Genomic DNA, 16,217 nt, shown 5'->3' with positions numbered 1-16,217 from the left:
AAGTAAGGAATATGAAGATGTTAACGTTACAGCTAAAGCCAGGACAGATTAGCTTAAAAGAACTGCGTCAGGTTAGCCGCTCCCCTGTCAATCTATCACTCGACCCAAAGGCGATTCCAGCGATTGACGAGAGTACCAAAGTTGTTGAACAGGTGATTGCCGAAGATCGAACAGTTTATGGCATCAACACAGGTTTTGGGCTACTCGCCAATACTCGCATTGCGCCAGAAGATTTAGAGACGCTGCAAAAAAGTATTGTTCTCTCTCATGCGGCAGGCATCGGCAAACTGATGTCAGATGAAACGGTGCGCATGATGATGGTCCTTAAGATCAATAGCCTATCTCGTGGCTACTCAGGTATTCGTCTGAAAGTCATTCAAGCCTTGATAGACTTGGTCAACTCACAAGTTTATCCATGTGTACCACAGAAAGGCTCTGTCGGCGCTTCAGGTGACTTAGCCCCGCTAGCCCACATGAGCACAGTTCTACTTGGTGAAGGGGAAGCACGCCACAATGGTAAGATCATCTCTGGCTTAGAAGCGCTTCAAATTGCTGGCCTTGAACCTATTACACTGGCCCCTAAAGAAGGCTTGGCTCTACTCAATGGTACTCAAGCATCTACCGCGTTTGCTTTAGAAGGCTTGTTCGCGGCTGAAGATTTATTTGCTTCTGCAACGGTATGTGGGGCTATGTCGGTTGAGGCTGCTTTAGGTAGTCGCCGACCGTTTGATCCTCGCATTCATCGCGTTCGTGGTCATCGAGGTCAAATGGACGCCGCGCTTGCGTATCGTCACATGCTCGACGCTAAGAGTGAAATTGGTGAATCGCACACAGGATGTGAAAAGGTTCAAGACCCATACTCACTTCGTTGCCAACCGCAAGTGATGGGCGCCTGCCTACAACAAATTCGTAATGCGGCAGACATCCTAGAGATTGAAGCAAACTCTGTATCTGATAACCCTCTGGTGTTTGCTGAAGATGGCGATATTATCTCGGGTGGTAACTTCCACGCAGAGCCTGTTGCAATGGCCGCCGATAACCTTGCTCTCGCCATTGCAGAAGTAGGCAGCTTATCTGAGCGCCGCATGGCTCTGTTGATTGACAGTGCATTAAGTAAGCTGCCACCATTCTTGGTTGATAATGGTGGAGTTAACTCAGGTTTCATGATTGCTCAAGTCACCTCTGCAGCGTTAGCGAGTGAAAACAAAACACTCGCCCACCCTGCATCAGTAGACAGCCTGCCAACATCTGCGAACCAAGAAGATCACGTTTCAATGGCCACATTTGCGGGTCGCCGACTCAGAGACATGGCAGAAAACACTCGCGGTATTTTAGCGGTAGAGTACCTTTCTGCCGCGCAAGGAATCGATTTCCGAGCACCGCTAAAATCTTCACCTCGCGTTGAAGAGGCGAAGCAAATCCTACGTGAGAAAGTGACCTTCTACGATAAAGATCGCTACTTCGCGCCAGATATCGAGAAAGCTAACGCACTCTTAAAGTTAGCGGTACATAATCACCTGATGCCAGAATCAATTCTGCCAAGCATTTAACCAAAGAAAAGTTCCTGACGTAACAACGAATAAGCCCCTCAATTGAGGGGCTTAGTTTTACTGGCGTCTGCGAAGTAAAGGCAGAAGAGCAAGGAGTGACAGCCAACCGAGACTACCACCACCGCCTCCACCGCTCGTATTCGTGCTTCCTGACGAAGTCTTAACACCTTTTCGGAAGTTAGTGATATAAACAGCATCATCTCCTTCGCTAATAGAGCCGTCTTTAACGTAATCAAACTTAATGCGATTTGACTCATTGAATAACTGAATTTGCTGATTGAAATTGTGTTCCCCTCCAATTCCATCGATTATCTGACCATTGATATAAAGATAAACGTAGTCTACAAACTCTGTAGATATTCTTGCGTCAAACGAATAAATACCAGGTGCCAACCCGTCAATGATTAACGTCGAACGTTCATTGTCATTAATTGGCGCTGAGCGCAAACCATTAGAAGTAACCTGCCAAGGGTGCTCGTTCGAATAGAGCGTTTCACCATTAGAGAGTGACAATGCATCTGCCAATGATTCGTGCAACTCATCAGCCACCTCAAAATGTGCAATTGAATCTACCGTATATCTCTTACCATTCTGTTCATATGAAAAATCAACAGAAAGTGTTGTTTCTCCATAATCGTGAGGATTGTTTTTTGATACTCTCACGACACACTGCGAGCCTGAAGAAAGCGGCGTATCCTCGCGGCATGAGTTGGCTACAATGGTGAAATCTGAAGATAACCAATTGCGCGCTACACCTTTGTATACAACAGCGTCATTGGAGAAGTTTTGAAAGACAAAATCATGTTCCAAAGATCCCGGAGTGCGGTAACCTGCAAACTCCTCACGAACATAACTAAAGCCAGAACTATGCTGTTCAATCCAATTATTTAAGTAACTAATGTTACTGTAAACCCCATAGCTACCTTGCTCTCCACACCTCAAAGAGCCATAGCTAACAATACCTAATTGGATACCAGTACTTTCGACGACAAGTGGCCCACCACTATCACCACGGCAAGAGTCATACCCCTCCGTGTTTGTGCCTGCACAGAATTTGGCTGAGTTCTCATCATTCAAAACCCAAGGGAAAGCCGTAGCACACTCACTTTGGCTCACCATTGGTACTGTCACCTCAAGTAACTGATCTGTCGCAGTGTGATTTCCATATTCTGGGGTCGTTGAGCCCCATCCAGCTACCGTAAGCGGAGCGCCTACGTATGTTTCACCACGCGTATTCACATTCGCCAGTTCAACAGGGATTGCCTCATTGGCACTAAGCTTTCGAGGCAGTTCTAGGATTGCTACGTCATTTTCTAATGAATTGGCAGTGTATTCGTGATGAAGATAAATCTTACTAACACTAAGGCGGGATCCTTCCGCTCCTTCCTTCTTTAAATCATTAATACCTACGATGACATCTATATCACCTGCGGTTATTTGTTCAACACAGTGTGCTGCAGTTAATACATATCGGTCACCAATATAACTGCCACCACAAAACTGACCATCGGTCGCAGATTGACCTTTAGATACAAGCGCTGTCATATAAGGCCAATCAGATTGAGATGCCTCCACACCATCTATAATTCTTGGCGTAATATCTTGAGCTTGAGCTGGAAGAGAGAGGAGCGCCGCTGCCCCAATCATCGGAGTTGCTAATATACGTATCATGAACAATTATCCTTTTACATCATATACATTGGTTCGATGATACGGACTAAATCTTGTTCACTAAATACGCCAAGGCATGGTGAATTATTTCAAAAAGTAATTTTGCGACGTACTTATATCCAACGTCTGACTCGTTGCATGTAATCTAGATACTGAGCGCCAAATAATTTTTCAAGTGCTTGCTCTTCTGGGCGAATCTGAAATCGATTCATATACAGCACAAATAAAAACGAGCAGGCAACAGCGAGTAGATTTTGCTGCCAATAGGCATAACCAAGCAACAGTAGAAATAGACCTAAATACATAGGGTTTCGGGTATAGGCGAAGATTCCGGTATCAACAACGGATGATGCGTCTTCAACTTTTACCGGATTAACTGTGGTTTTTGCACGGCGAAATTCATACACGCCTGCGAGCCCAATAATACCGGCTACAACGAAGCATAGGCCAAATACAATAGAAGGTAGGGGCAGAGCGACGTTAAGTTGAATAAACTCATGCGCTACCTTATTGATAACGACAAGCAAAATAACAAAGACCCCCACAGGTGGGATTTTACGTTCTAACTTATCCATAGGTTTCATCGACTCCTTGTTTCCATACAAAATAGCCCAGCGTTTCTCACTGGGCTATGTCGATTTAAATTAAAGTCAGCAAAGCTTGAACAGGATGCTTAGCTTTCACTCCTTCAAAACGCTTCACTTGACTTCGGCAAGAGTATCCCGTGATCAAGCAGCGATCTTGTGGTAACTGCTCAAGGTTTGGCTTCCAACTCAATCCGTAGATATCCTTCGACATCTCTAGTTTATCGACTTCGTGACCAAACGTCCCCGCCATACCACAGCAGCCAACAGGCACTGTATTTAAACGCGCGCCAAAGTGAGCAAATATTGCGCCCCACTCTTTTTCCGCGTTTGGCATTTTGGTTTTTTCAGTACAGTGCGCAAATAGATACCACGGCTCACTATCATTCTCGGAAGATAAGTCGAACTCGCTTAAACGTGGCTCCAGCCATTCATGTGCAGTCAGCACTTCAAAGTCCCCGCGTTTATCACCAAGCGATTCTGTGTACTCATCTCGATAACAGAGCACCAGCGCAGGATCCACGCCAACCAGAGGAATATCGAGATCCGCTACCTGTTGTAAGAACATTGCCGTGTTTGCAGCATTATTGGCAAACTGCTTGAGGAAGCCTTTTACATGTTGCGCTTTGCCGTTTGGTTTAAACGGTAACAACACTGGGGTTTTACCAAGTTTAATCACCAAATTAGCAAAATCTTCCACCACCTCAGCATCGTAGTAACTGGTAAATGGATCCTGAACAATCACCACATGGTTACGTTTATCATCACTTGATAAAGCAGCTAGCGCTTGTAAATCAAACGCTTTAAGACCTTGCAGGCGGTGAGTTAATGTTGGCACTGACATCAGAGGGGCATCAACGTATCCAACTGTTGATGCTGTTAAATCTTGAACCCACTTCTGCTTAAGGACGCCATTAACCACTTTTGGCGCTTTCGCCATCAGCGGTAACATTGTCTCAATGTTCGCAACGAGATAATCCTTCGCAGGACGCTGATAGCGTGAGTAATAGATATTCAAAAAACGCGAACGGAAACTTGGTACATCAACCTTAATCGGACACTGACTCGCACACGCCTTACACGCTAAACATCCATTCATTGCCTCATGAACTTCATGCGAGAAGTCATACTCGTGGCGCTTATTAAACGTATTGCGTACTCGATCTAGCATGGATTTAATGGAAGAAGAATCTTCAAGCGCTTGTTTTTCGAGATCGAGAATATCAATGCCTTGTTCTGTCAGTTGACGCAACCACTCTCGAACTAGACCAGCACGGCCTTTCGGCGAATGCCTGCGATCAGCAGTTACCTTCATTGATGGGCACATAGGTGAAGACGTATCGTAGTTAAAGCACAAGCCGTTACCATTACACTCCATCGCTTGCTTAAAGCTGTCGCGAACTTTCACATCAATTTGACGATCATAGTAACCACGCTTGGTGTCGGTCACTTTAACCAGCTCAGCATCGCTATCAAGCGGCGTACATATCTTACCCGGGTTCATCTTGTTATGAGGGTCGAAAGCCGCTTTCACTCTTCTCAGCTCAGTAAACAGCTCCTCACCAAAAAACTCTGGCCCATATTCTGAACGGAAACCTTTACCGTGTTCCCCCCACATTAAGCCACCGTATTTGGTCACCAGCTTAACCACTTCATCAGAAATCTCGTGCATTAAAGCTTCTTGTTGAGGATCACATAGGTCCAAAGCTGGGCGCACATGGAGAACACCAGCATCAACGTGGCCAAACATGCCATAGTTAAGTTGCTTTTCATCAAGCAGTACACGGAATTCAGCGATAAAATCAGCAAGGTTTTCTGGCGGTACACAGGTATCTTCAGCAAATGCGACTGGTTTAGCACGACCTTTGGCCGCCCCTAACAAACCCACAGCTTTTTTACGCATGTTGTAGATACGGCCAATGCTTGGCAAATCATCACACACTTGATAGCCAATAATGCCCGCTTCACCTTGTTCAAGCATTTCATCGAGGCGTGCTGTTAGTGCAGAGACCTGTTCAGAAACCTCTTCGGTATCTTGACCCGCAAATTCCACCATATTAATGCCCTGCATATCTTTGCCAGGTACATCGGTTAGTAGGTCACTCACTGTATGCCAAACAATATCTTGCTTAGCTAGATTCAAAACCCTTGAGTCGACTGTCTCCACCGAAAGAGCTTTTGCATCGACCATAAACGGAGCATTTCTTAATGCTGAGTCAAAGGTGTTGTATTTAACGTTGACCAAAGTTCGCGCTTTAGGGATCGGTGTCAAATTGAGCTTTGCTTCAGTGATAAAAGCAAGTGAACCTTCGGCACCACACAAGACACGAGTTAAATCAAACTGATCAGACTCTTCATCCAGTGCATTTTTTAAATCATAACCGGTTAAGAATCGATTGAGGGGAGGAAACTTAGCATTGATCTGCGGTCTTTTCTCACGACAAACACGCTCTGTGACTTGAAGTGCTTCATAAGCGTACTCGCCTTCTTCCGGCTGCCCATGTGACAGATCTGATTCTAGAATCGAACCATCGGCAAAAACCGCTTGCAGAGATAACACGTGATCAGAAGTCTTGCCATATTTCAAAGAACCTTGGCCAGAAGCATCCGTATTGATCATGCCGCCTAACGTTGCGCGATTACTGGTCGAGAGATCCGGAGAAAAGAAATAACCGTATGGACGAACAGCATCATTGAGCTGATCTTTCACCACGCCTGTTTGAACACGAACCCAACCTTCTTGCTCATTGATTTCAAGCACTTGATTCATATGACGAGAAAGATCAACAACAATACCCTTCGTCAGTGACTGTCCATTCGTTCCGGTGCCACCACCACGAGGTGAGAAGGTAATGCGCTCATAGTCTGGATCGCAACTAAGCTTACCAATAAGGGCAACATCTTGTGTTGATTTGGGGTGAACGACCGCTTGCGGCAATTGTTGATAAACGCTGTTATCGGTCGCGACAGCTAAACGGCTCGAGTATTGATTTTCAATATCTCCGGTAAAGCCAGATTGGCGTAATTTATCCAGAAATTTGAGAACGATGGGATCGACATCTGCTTGAGAGTGTAATCTTGGTAACATTTGCTTCCTGCCCCTACTACGCTGATCCAATCAGCATTGGGTTCTATACATTAAGTTATAATTTTTGAATTAGGTCACTTTACAACATTTAAAAGGGTGATCAAAACAGAAATGCAGTGTCAAATTGGAACTTATTGCAATTCTTTTCCACACTTAGAAATCATGGACTTGATTTAGAGTGCTTTTATGAGCGAATCATCAATGAAGAAAAATAAAATTATCACAACTGAAGACATCTTATTAAAGCTTTGCCAATCGGTATCAGGCGTACTGACTTCAGCAACTAGTTCGCAAATAAACTATTCTGCAATGGTGCAGAAAATAACAAAGACAAGCCTAAAACCAGACTTTGGTTGTTTCGTGCTGTTTGATGGCGGATTCTCTGGTTTGGTTGTCATCAACTTTACTGCCAAAGCTGCCTTGGAAGTCTACACAAACTACATGCGCAACATGGGCATGCCAGAAGAAGAGCTAGCTGTGTTGCATACTTCAGATGAAGTGGCGGATGTTTTGGGTGAACTAATGAACCAACTGGTGGGTGATTTTACTAACCAAGTACGTAAAGATCTGCAAACTCACATCACTCAGAACCAACCAAAAATGTTAACCCTGAACAAACAAGTGATCTTGTCTGTCGATACGAATCTTGACCGCCCACAAGCGCGCCGCGTGACCTTCTCTACCGAGAAAGGAAATATTTTCTATCTTGAGCTTGCTATGGATAAAACAGAGTTTATTCAACTAGAAGAGTTCGAAACTGTTGAAGATGAGTGTCCGGATACGATTTTAGAGAAAGCTCGCGAAAGCATGACTCCAAAAGAGCAACCAAAAAAAGAAACCAACGACAACGCCAGTGACTTGTTGGATGAACTAGGTATCTAACGTTAACCAACAAAAACAAATATCCAATACCACCGCTTTTCGGTGGTATTTTCCTTCCTTCAATTCAGACTCTCATTTCCAATATCTCTTCATCTTGTTTCCGTTTTTCCTCAGAACACGTTAAAATGGTCGACTTCGAAAAATATAGGTACTTCGCAGTTGTCGATGAATAAGCAAAAAGCCCTTAAAAAAATTGCCAAATGTTTAGAGCTTGGAAACTCAGCTAACGTTAATGAAGCTGCCAATGCAATAAAAATGGCGCATAGTCTGATGCTTAAATATGGTCTTGATAAAGACGATATTGAGTTTATCAAAATGGGCAAAACTCAATCGACACACCTATTGCCTGCCAACATCGGTTCAAACCTTTTGCGCATTATCCGTGGTATCAACACGAAATTTGGCGTGGAAGCGGTATTGCTTAACCACAAAGGCCTTAAACGTGCTGAATTCATCGGCGAAGCTGATCGCGCGATCTTTGCTGCTTTTGCCTTTGACATTATCTACCGAGAGATGAACGAGCAAACTGGTCGATTCCGTAACAGTTTTGCAGGTACAGGTACCTCTTCGGCTGAAGTGACACGTCGCGTCAATTCTTTCCTTTCAGGTTGGGTTGAAGGTGCACTAGAAAAGCTACCAATCATTAGTCCAGATGAAGAATCTGCGAAAAAAATAGATGATTATATCGACAAAGAATTCCAAAACATCGACAGAGAAACCTTTAAGCAACAGCTTCGTGAAGCGATGAAAAACCTGACTGAAGACTACGAAGTAGGTCTAAAAAAAGGTCGAACGGTTTCTGTTAACCGCCCAATTGACGGCGCTCAAGCCCCGAAAATGCTTCGTTAAGGCTTCGTTCAGCTTGCGTTAAGGTTTAGTCAAATAAACTCTCCACTATTGACATACAGAGCTCTATAGGGTTTATTCCCCCTCGAATTAAAAATGCTGTTTTATTAGAAGCAGGATACATGGAGATGTTTTTGTGAAAAAAATTACACTAGCCCTTGCTGTTGCTATCGCACTTTCTGGTTGTCAGGCAACTCAACGTCAAAACGCTACAACTGGTGAGTCTGAAACTAATTCAGCAACTTCTGGTGCGATCATTGGTGCTATTGCCGGTGCAGCAATCGGTGTTGCAACAGGTGATGACGCGAAAGATCGTCGTAAGCGCGCACTAATCGGTGCCGCTGGTGGTGCAGCTGTTGGCGGCGGCGTTGGTTATTACTTTGACCAACAAGAAGCTGCTCTCCGTGAAGAGCTAATGAATTCTGGCGTGCAAGTTCAACGTGTTGGCGAAAACCAACTACTGCTACGTTTAGAGAACGGTATTGGCTTTAACTCAAGCTCTTACGACCTAGATCCAAGTATTCACAAAACACTGCGCGGTGTGGCTCGTATTCTTGTTGAATACCCAGATACTAGTCTAGTGATCGAAGGTCACACCGACAGCACAGGTAGCGATACAACTAACCAAATCCTGTCTGAGCGCCGCGCTGAATCAGTACGTTCATACCTAGTCGGTCAAGGTGTTGCCGCTGGACGTGCCATTGCTCGTGGTAACGGCGAACGCTACCCATTATGCACAAATAAGACGACTGAAGGTCGTGCCTGTAACCGTCGAGTTGAAATTCAGATTTTACCTCTCAAGTAATCGCGGTATAACAAGTTTCAATCAATTAAGCGGCTTCTTTGGAAGCCGCTTTTTTTATTTGTGCGCCAAATGATTTAAACTATAGAATTAAACGCTTATCCGCTGTAAGGGAATACCTTGAAATTTGTTGCCCTCTTTTTACTTTGCATTTCTCAATTCAGTTTCGCTGAATCTATCGAGGCGCTAACAACGCAAGCACAAAACCAAAATGTCGAAGCACAAATCATTCTTGGCAACAAGCTGGCCAATGGTGACGGTGTTGCGGCTTCTCGTGCTGATGCTATCTATTGGCTAGAGCAAGCAGCGCAATCCGGTAGCCAAATCGCCGCTATTGATCTCGCGAATCTTTACTTGGACAGCTCCTCAAATAAGAGCCAGCCTGAAAAAGCAATCTATTGGCTTACTCAGCTCGCCATTAACGATAATGTTCAAGCTCAAGTCGCCTTAGCAAAGTTTTATGAGACGACTCAAAGTACACCATCCAATCTCGATCTCGCGGAGATCTGGTACCAATTATCTGCCCCAAATAGTAGCGAAGCGGAAGAAGGGTATGCTCGAATTCTCGAAAAACAGTTCAACGCTCAAAGAGCAAAACAGGTTTCTTCAATTGACCAGTTGGAAGTCGCATTTGATGATAGTTCGATAGAGTTAAGCCCTATTGCCCAATCAAAGAATGCCAGTAGTGGCAGCGGTAACTCAATCATTTATATTGCTATTACACTTGGCTTTGCCTTCATCGGCTTACTTTTCTGGCACTTGAAGAGCATTCGAAAAATGGCTCAGAACTCACTCTCGTCTCAGTCAGACGAACTGAAGCAGAAAAAACAGCTTGAGGACAAGATTAGGCAGTACGAATCCACGCTTAAGCAGCAAAAACGCCAATTGGAAACACTTTACCGACAGTTTAAAAAGCAACAAGCGATCTCCTCACAGCCAGTGCAAAAAGCGCCAGTCTCCCCACAAAATCAAAAATTGGCGTTGGCGTGCGCATTGTTTGGTTATAAGCCTGATTCAATTCCAGATAGCAAACAAATTAAAGTGCGTTACAAACAGCTGTGCAAAATTTACCACCCAGACCTTAAAGGGAGTGAAGAAGATATGAAACGGCTAAATGGTGCGCTTAAAGTGATACTCAACACTGTTAATAAATAGTTACAAACAGTCATTGGTTGTTGTTGCTTTTTCCGACACACTCGAAATTACAGGGCTGCGCAATCGATCACCCTCCCATTAACCATAACAAATAGTTAACTTAACAAGACTCCTCATGTCATAATACGCCGCGATAATGACACCTAAGTATAAAGGTGGGGAGAACACTATGTTTACTATCGAAGGCATTTGCGATTGGTGTAAGAAACCAAGCCTACTAACTTCGCACGATTATGTTGACGGCTTGCGTCACCACTCTTGTAAAGAGTGCAATGACCTAGCGACACTGGATGTTCGTCAATTTAATATCGCTGAACTCGCACAGAGAGAACGTCAGCAAGCGATGCGCTAAAAACTGCATCTGCTATCAGGAAACTGGGCCACCACTAAGGTGGCCTTTTGCGTTGTGAGGGTTATGTAGATACGATCGCGTCAGGTTGGTTTTCAGGCGCTGCCTGCTCAAATGCAGGGTGCTGAACGAGTGACCGCGTCACTTTTTGAATGATAGGATATGGCTTCATTGACACTTCAAAGCGCTCAGCGTTATAAACTTGGGGGACTAAACAAACATCGACCAAGCTTATTTCATCCCCGACACAATAAAGGCCATGTGCCGTTGCCAGTTTTTTTTCTAGGCTTGCGAAACCAACTTCAATCCAATGGCGATACCATTCTTTCTTCACAGCATCTGGCGCATCAAGATGTTGAGTCAAAAACTGTAATACTCGTAGGTTATTCAGTGGGTGGATATCAACCGCAATATCTTGAGCGAGCGCTTTAACCAAGTAACGTCTTTCTTTATCTACTGGCGTTAGCAACACATTAGGGTATTGCTCATCAAGGTAGTCAATGATCGTTAACGATTGATTAAGCCGCACATCTCCATCGGCTAATACAGGGACGAGTTCGCTAGGGTTTAATGCTTGAAAGTCAGCGGAGTGTTGCTCTCCGCCTCCTTTAACCAAATGCACTGATTTTTGTTGATAAGCGAGCTGCTTAAGATTCAGTGCGATTCGAACTCTGTATGCGGCAGATGAGCGCCAATATCCATAGAGAGTCAGTTTAGACATTAGTACTTCACCACTTGCTGATCAATCGAGCCAAAAATAGACTCACCTTGGCTGTCCAACATTTCCATCTTAATACGATCGCCAAACTTCATGAAACTAGTCGATGGCTTCCCATCTCGGATAGTTTCAATCATTCGCACTTCAGCAATACAAGAATAACCAACACCACCTTCAGAAATCGCGGTGCCGTGATCCGTACCTTGCTTATTCGACACGGTGCCCGACCCTATAATCGCACCAGCCGATAGTGGACGCGTTTGCGCAGCATGTGCGACCAACTGCGGAAACTCGAACGTCATATCGACGCCTGCGTTGGGCTTGCCAAACGGCTCATTGTTATAGTGTGAAAACAGCGGAAGATTCAGTTTTCCCCCATCCCAATCGTTACCTAACTCATCTGGCGTCACAGCAACAGGCGAGAAAACAGAAGATGGTTTTGATTGGAAAAAGCCAAAACCTTTTCCGAGCTCATTAGGAATTAATCCACGCAACGATACATCATTCACCAACATGACCAATTTAATCGCCGAAGCCGCTTCTTCTAATGACGCGCCCATCGGCACATCACCTGTCACGACGGCAACTTCACCTTCGAAATCAATGCCCCACTCTTCGCTACCTAAAGGAATATCATCTCTAGGACCAATAAACGCGTCTGATCCACCTTGATACATTAGAGGGTCGGTCCAAAAACTTGGTGGCATTTCAGCACCACGCGCTTTTCTAACAAGCTCAACGTGATTAACGTAGGCACTACCATCCGCCCACTGATAAGCTCGCGGCAATGGCGATTCACATTGCAATTGGCTAAATGTCATCTCTTGCGTTAACTCGCCTTCGTTAAGAGCGATGTACACTTCGTTCAATTGAGGCTCTAACTTTTCCCAATTATCCAATGCGTATTGCAAAGTCTCCGCGATTTCTGGTACAGCAACACATTTGGTGAGTGCTTTGTTGACCACCACCAGTAAACCATCTCGACGACCATTCTTTAGGGTTGCTAACTTCATAATCTGTCCCTTTTATTATTTGTCTACTTTCCAGCTATATACGTATTCTTTGTTCTCAACTGCGAGTGCTTCATCACCAAAGTTAAGTGCATGGCGGGTATCTATCATCACCGCGACTTCATCCGTGAATTTCTTCTTATACTCTTGACCAACTTGGAATGCTTTAGGGTGCGGTCCATGAGTAAAGCCAGCCGGATGGAAAGTCACCATGCCCGCTTCTATGTTGTCACGACTGAAGAAATCCCCTGCGTGGTAGAAAAGCACCTCATCGTAATCATCATTGTTGTGATAAAACGGGACTTTCAACGCGCCAGGATCACTCTCTATTGGGCGAGGAACAAAAGTACATATGACGAACCCACCACCAACAAAGGTTGTGTGAGCAGATGGCGGTAGGTGATAACGATGAGACATCAGCGGGCGAATATCGCGCCAATTGACCTTAACCACTGCCAAATCACCATGCCACCCAATCGCATCAAGTGGGTTAAATGGATAAGTCACCACACTAACTTGCTCATGGCGCTTAATTTGAACTTGCGTTTGTTGCTCTGAGTACTGAGCCTTAAATTTGTCATTGATGGATGGAACTTCCATAACTGCAGGATCAAATACTGCGTGATTCCCGACCATACCTTTGTCTGGCAGGGTGTACGCAGCGTCGGTGTTTTCTACCATCAAAATGAACATTGGCTCAGAAGGCTCTAGGCGCCAGTTCGTCGAGCGTGGGATCACGACATAATCCCCTTCACTCACTTCTAGATGACCATAATCACTGTATAGATCAGCTTTACCTTGGTGGATAAACAGCAGCTCGTCTCCATCCGCATTGCGAACCAGAAACTCCATTTTTTCATCCATGCGCCAGATACGAATTTTACACTGCGCATTGTGCAACAGATGCGGTACTGCCCAAGGGGAAATCTGACTCGCTTTGTCGACTAAGTTGAAATTAAAAGCACGTGGGCGTAACTCTCCTTCCCATTCGCTCCAGCCTGTCGGAGCGTGCTGATGGTGGAAATGTGCAGCAGGACCAAAGAAGCCACTTCGGCCTGCTTCACGTTCATAGATAGCCTCTTCCGGAAAGTCTGCATGTGCTTGCTTGGAGCACACTCCCTCCCGGTGAGGGAATGTGATCCATTTATGCATCGTTTAGTACTCCACGGCGAATTTGGTCTTCTTCAATCGATTCAAACAGAGCTTTAAAATTACCCTCACCAAAGCCCTCATTACCTTTACGTTGGATAATTTCAAAGAACACGGGCCCGATAACCGTTTGAGTGAAGATCTGCAGCAAAATGCCATCTTTCATCGGCGCACCATCAATCAAGATCTGAAGATCGCGCAGTTGACTCACATCCTCAGAGTGCCCTTCGACTCGGCTATCTACTTTTTCATAGTAAGTCTCTGGCGTTGGCATAAAGTCCATGCCACGGTCGCGCAGCGTTTGTACGGTTTGGTAGATATCATCGGTCGTCAATGCGATGTGTTGAATGCCTTCACCGTTGTACTCGCGGATAAACTCTTCGATTTGAGATTTATCATCAGAAGATTCATTGATTGGAATTCGGATCTTGCCACAAGGTGCCGTCATTGCTCGGCTCACAAGGCCGGTCAATTTACCTTCAATATCGAAATAGCGGATCTCTCGGAAATTACCAATACGCTCATAAAAACCAGACCAAACATCCATATTGCCTTGTTTAACGTTGTGCGTAAGGTGGTCAATTTCGTACATGCCCACATCCATTTTCGCCAAGCGCTCTTCTGCGTCTGAGTAGAACTTGAAATCTACATCGTAGATACTTTGCTTACCGTAGCGATCGACAAAGTACAGCAGGCTCTCACCAATACCCAAAATGGCAGGAATGCTCAGCTCCATTGGGCCAATTTGTGTCACATACTCTTCCGCACCGTTCTCAAGCGCATGAGACAGCGCTACCGACGCATCTTTTACGCGAAAAGCCATGCCACACACCGATGGGCCATGCACTCTTGCAAACTCTTCTGCTTGGCTGTGTGGCTGTGCATTAACAATAAAGCTGATGTCACCTTGACGATACAACCATGCATCCTTTGAACGGTGTTTTGCAACTTCTGCAAATCCTAACGAATTGAAAAGCTCTTTCAGAGCTTGAATTCCTTTTTCATCTGCTGCTGTATACTCAACAAATTCAAATCCATCAGTGCCCAATGGGTTAAACGCTTCGTTCATTCTGGTTCCCTCTTCTGTTTCAGCGTGTCTATCCTTAGATTTGCTGATTCACGCGAGAAAAGGAACCTCGACACACAAGTTCAAAAAAGAACATCTTAATAACAAATAGTGTAAAGCATGTGTTTACACTTATAAATTAGCACTTAAAAACAACAAGTTAACAAAAGAAAAATGAGTAACATTTTATTTACATAAGTTATCATCTGAGTACACAACTGGGTTTAGAGCCGTTTTAAACAGATTATAATCATCAACATAAGCCTCATATTGAATTCTGATTTAACTGATGATTATCAATAGCAGTTCAAGGTATTCCAATTCGCCTTCTGGTAACGTCTCCAGCACTTACCACTAGAACCGCATGTTATGAAGTTAACCCAACTCAATGCATTCAAAGCTATCGTCGAATGTCAGACCGTCACCGCGGCAGCCGAACGTTTATCACTAAGTCAATCTGCAGTCAGTCGATTGCTAGCCAGTTTAGAGCAACGAATTGGCTTTCAGCTTTTTATTCGTAAACGAAATCGCTTAGAACTCAGCAACGAAGGTGAAGCCTTTTATATTGAAGTCGCCAAAGTTTTTGATGCAGTTTCTAGCCTTGACCACGCTGCACACTCGATCCGCTCTCGACACTTTGGCACGTTGAATATCGCGGCTATGCCCCTCTTATCTAATGCCTTTTTGCCTAGAATTTTAGCGGTGTTTCTAAAACAAGCACCTAAAGTCAAAGTCGGGTTTAAAACATATCGCTCTGAAGAAGTGATTCAACGGGTGCAAAGTCAGACGACAGACATTGGCTTCGCGTTTATCGATGAACATCTCGCGGGAGTAAAAGCGCAAAAAGTAGAGTGCGAGTGCGTCTGCCTTATCCCATCGGATTCTCCACTAGCCAAACGTTCAGTCATAGACATCTACGATATCGCAGGCCAGGTCCTTATCCGCCACGAAAAGGATATCACTCAGAGAAGAATTGACGCCCTACTGCGCCGTTATGATCTCTCGACGATTGAGCAAATCGAAGTTTCACTAGCAAGCACTGCCGCGACCTTAGTTCGAGAAGGGGTTGGTATCGCAATCACTGACCCATTTACAGCTTACATGGAAAGTGAGCACCCTAAGGTTGTCATGAAACCGCTGGTGTTCGGCCTCCCTTTCGAGTTCGATATTCTCTATCCGGCATTAAAACCCATCCACCGAAATGCAGAACAGTTCATAGAGCAATTTCTTCTACAAGCCGATTCAATGGATATCCAATTAAAAATCGGGCCGATGCGCGACCTTGGTGAATATGATTCGGAGTAAGCTCACAGTTAAAGTGAGATTGGTCGAATGTGGAAATTGAAT

General features: G+C 44.7%; 14 protein-coding genes. 7 read left to right on the top strand and 7 right to left on the bottom strand.

Going from position 1 to position 16,217, the window contains the following annotated elements; genetic code table 11:
• The first annotated feature begins 17 nt into the window (after window positions 1–17).
• Window positions 18–1,550: a histidine ammonia-lyase gene (hutH, locus tag GVO60_RS12965; RefSeq protein ID WP_159654670.1), complete on the top strand. Its 1,533-nt coding sequence runs from the start codon at window positions 18–20 to the stop codon at window positions 1,548–1,550.
• Between the two features lie 57 nt (window positions 1,551–1,607).
• Here the strand turns inward: hutH and GVO60_RS12960 are convergent, their stop codons facing one another.
• The 3 genes from GVO60_RS12960 to ydiJ form a co-directional block, all read right to left on the bottom strand.
• A complete protein-coding gene (locus GVO60_RS12960; RefSeq protein WP_159654668.1) occupies window positions 1,608–3,221 on the bottom strand; it encodes a S1 family peptidase in 1,614 nt (537 codons plus the stop codon).
• A 113-nt stretch (window positions 3,222–3,334) separates the two neighbouring features.
• Window positions 3,335–3,796 (bottom strand): methyltransferase family protein, encoded by a 462-nt coding sequence (locus GVO60_RS12955; protein ID WP_159654666.1) that lies wholly within the window; start codon window positions 3,794–3,796, stop codon window positions 3,335–3,337.
• 64 nt (window positions 3,797–3,860) lie between these two features.
• Entirely contained in the window at window positions 3,861–6,893 is a 3,033-nt protein-coding gene (gene ydiJ, locus GVO60_RS12950; protein WP_159654664.1) for a D-2-hydroxyglutarate dehydrogenase YdiJ, read from the bottom strand.
• 201 nt (window positions 6,894–7,094) lie between these two features.
• Between ydiJ and GVO60_RS12945 the strand changes: the two genes are divergently transcribed.
• The 5 genes from GVO60_RS12945 (at window position 7,095) to GVO60_RS12925 (ending at window position 10,930) form a co-directional block, all read left to right on the top strand.
• Window positions 7,095–7,775, top strand: a complete 681-nt coding sequence (locus GVO60_RS12945; RefSeq protein WP_159654662.1) for a DUF3334 family protein — start codon at window positions 7,095–7,097, stop codon at window positions 7,773–7,775.
• Window positions 7,776–7,940: 165 nt separating this feature from the next.
• Window positions 7,941–8,624, top strand: coding sequence for a DUF2786 domain-containing protein (locus GVO60_RS12940; protein WP_159654660.1), 684 nt, complete (start codon window positions 7,941–7,943; stop codon window positions 8,622–8,624).
• 133 nt (window positions 8,625–8,757) lie between these two features.
• Window positions 8,758–9,426, top strand: coding sequence for a YiaD family glycine zipper/OmpA-like lipoprotein (locus GVO60_RS12935; RefSeq protein ID WP_159654658.1), 669 nt, complete (start codon window positions 8,758–8,760; stop codon window positions 9,424–9,426).
• A gap of 117 nt (window positions 9,427–9,543) precedes the next feature.
• Window positions 9,544–10,578 (top strand): tetratricopeptide repeat protein, encoded by a 1,035-nt coding sequence (locus tag GVO60_RS12930; protein ID WP_159654656.1) that lies wholly within the window; start codon window positions 9,544–9,546, stop codon window positions 10,576–10,578.
• Between the two features lie 169 nt (window positions 10,579–10,747).
• Entirely contained in the window at window positions 10,748–10,930 is a 183-nt protein-coding gene (locus GVO60_RS12925; protein ID WP_159654654.1) for a hypothetical protein, read from the top strand.
• A 61-nt stretch (window positions 10,931–10,991) separates the two neighbouring features.
• On the opposite strand, the gene maiA is transcribed toward GVO60_RS12925, so the two are convergent.
• From maiA to hppD, 4 genes are read right to left on the bottom strand one after another with little or no spacing between them, the layout of a single operon-like run.
• Window positions 10,992–11,648: a maleylacetoacetate isomerase gene (gene maiA, locus GVO60_RS12920; RefSeq protein WP_159654653.1), complete on the bottom strand. Its 657-nt coding sequence runs from the start codon at window positions 11,646–11,648 to the stop codon at window positions 10,992–10,994.
• Entirely contained in the window at window positions 11,648–12,658 is a 1,011-nt protein-coding gene (locus GVO60_RS12915; protein ID WP_159654651.1) for a fumarylacetoacetate hydrolase family protein, read from the bottom strand. The genes maiA and GVO60_RS12915 overlap by 1 nt, the downstream gene beginning before the upstream one ends.
• A gap of 15 nt (window positions 12,659–12,673) precedes the next feature.
• Entirely contained in the window at window positions 12,674–13,807 is a 1,134-nt protein-coding gene (locus GVO60_RS12910; RefSeq protein ID WP_159654649.1) for a homogentisate 1,2-dioxygenase, read from the bottom strand.
• Window positions 13,800–14,873, bottom strand: a complete 1,074-nt coding sequence (gene hppD, locus GVO60_RS12905) for a 4-hydroxyphenylpyruvate dioxygenase (RefSeq protein WP_159654648.1) — start codon at window positions 14,871–14,873, stop codon at window positions 13,800–13,802. The genes GVO60_RS12910 and hppD overlap by 8 nt, the downstream gene beginning before the upstream one ends.
• A 366-nt stretch (window positions 14,874–15,239) precedes the next feature.
• Between hppD and GVO60_RS12900 the strand changes: the two genes are divergently transcribed.
• Window positions 15,240–16,175: a LysR family transcriptional regulator gene (locus GVO60_RS12900; protein WP_159654646.1), complete on the top strand. Its 936-nt coding sequence runs from the start codon at window positions 15,240–15,242 to the stop codon at window positions 16,173–16,175.
• Window positions 16,176–16,217 lie beyond the last annotated feature (42 nt).

The organism is Vibrio atypicus, assembly GCF_009811315.1.
Lineage (GTDB): Bacteria > Pseudomonadota > Gammaproteobacteria > Enterobacterales > Vibrionaceae > Vibrio > Vibrio atypicus.
Note: the sequence above shows the minus strand (reverse complement) of the source record. Positions and strands in the feature narration are given on the sequence as shown.

Excerpts from the sequence above, each read along its gene's own strand:
- hutH (WP_159654670.1), top strand. The coding sequence starts at position 18 with ATGTTAACGTTACAGCTAAAGCCAGGACAGATTAGCTTAAAAGAACTG.
- GVO60_RS12960 (WP_159654668.1), bottom strand. The coding sequence starts at position 3,221 with ATGATACGTATATTAGCAACTCCGATGATTGGGGCAGCGGCGCTCCTC.
- GVO60_RS12955 (WP_159654666.1), bottom strand. The coding sequence starts at position 3,796 with ATGGATAAGTTAGAACGTAAAATCCCACCTGTGGGGGTCTTTGTTATT.
- ydiJ (WP_159654664.1), bottom strand. The coding sequence starts at position 6,893 with ATGTTACCAAGATTACACTCTCAAGCAGATGTCGATCCCATCGTTCTC.
- GVO60_RS12945 (WP_159654662.1), top strand. The coding sequence starts at position 7,095 with ATGAAGAAAAATAAAATTATCACAACTGAAGACATCTTATTAAAGCTT.
- GVO60_RS12940 (WP_159654660.1), top strand. The coding sequence starts at position 7,941 with ATGAATAAGCAAAAAGCCCTTAAAAAAATTGCCAAATGTTTAGAGCTT.
- GVO60_RS12925 (WP_159654654.1), top strand. The coding sequence starts at position 10,748 with ATGTTTACTATCGAAGGCATTTGCGATTGGTGTAAGAAACCAAGCCTA.
- maiA (WP_159654653.1), bottom strand. The coding sequence starts at position 11,648 with ATGTCTAAACTGACTCTCTATGGATATTGGCGCTCATCTGCCGCATAC.
- GVO60_RS12915 (WP_159654651.1), bottom strand. The coding sequence starts at position 12,658 with ATGAAGTTAGCAACCCTAAAGAATGGTCGTCGAGATGGTTTACTGGTG.
- GVO60_RS12910 (WP_159654649.1), bottom strand. The coding sequence starts at position 13,807 with ATGCATAAATGGATCACATTCCCTCACCGGGAGGGAGTGTGCTCCAAG.
- hppD (WP_159654648.1), bottom strand. The coding sequence starts at position 14,873 with ATGAACGAAGCGTTTAACCCATTGGGCACTGATGGATTTGAATTTGTT.
- GVO60_RS12900 (WP_159654646.1), top strand. The coding sequence starts at position 15,240 with ATGAAGTTAACCCAACTCAATGCATTCAAAGCTATCGTCGAATGTCAG.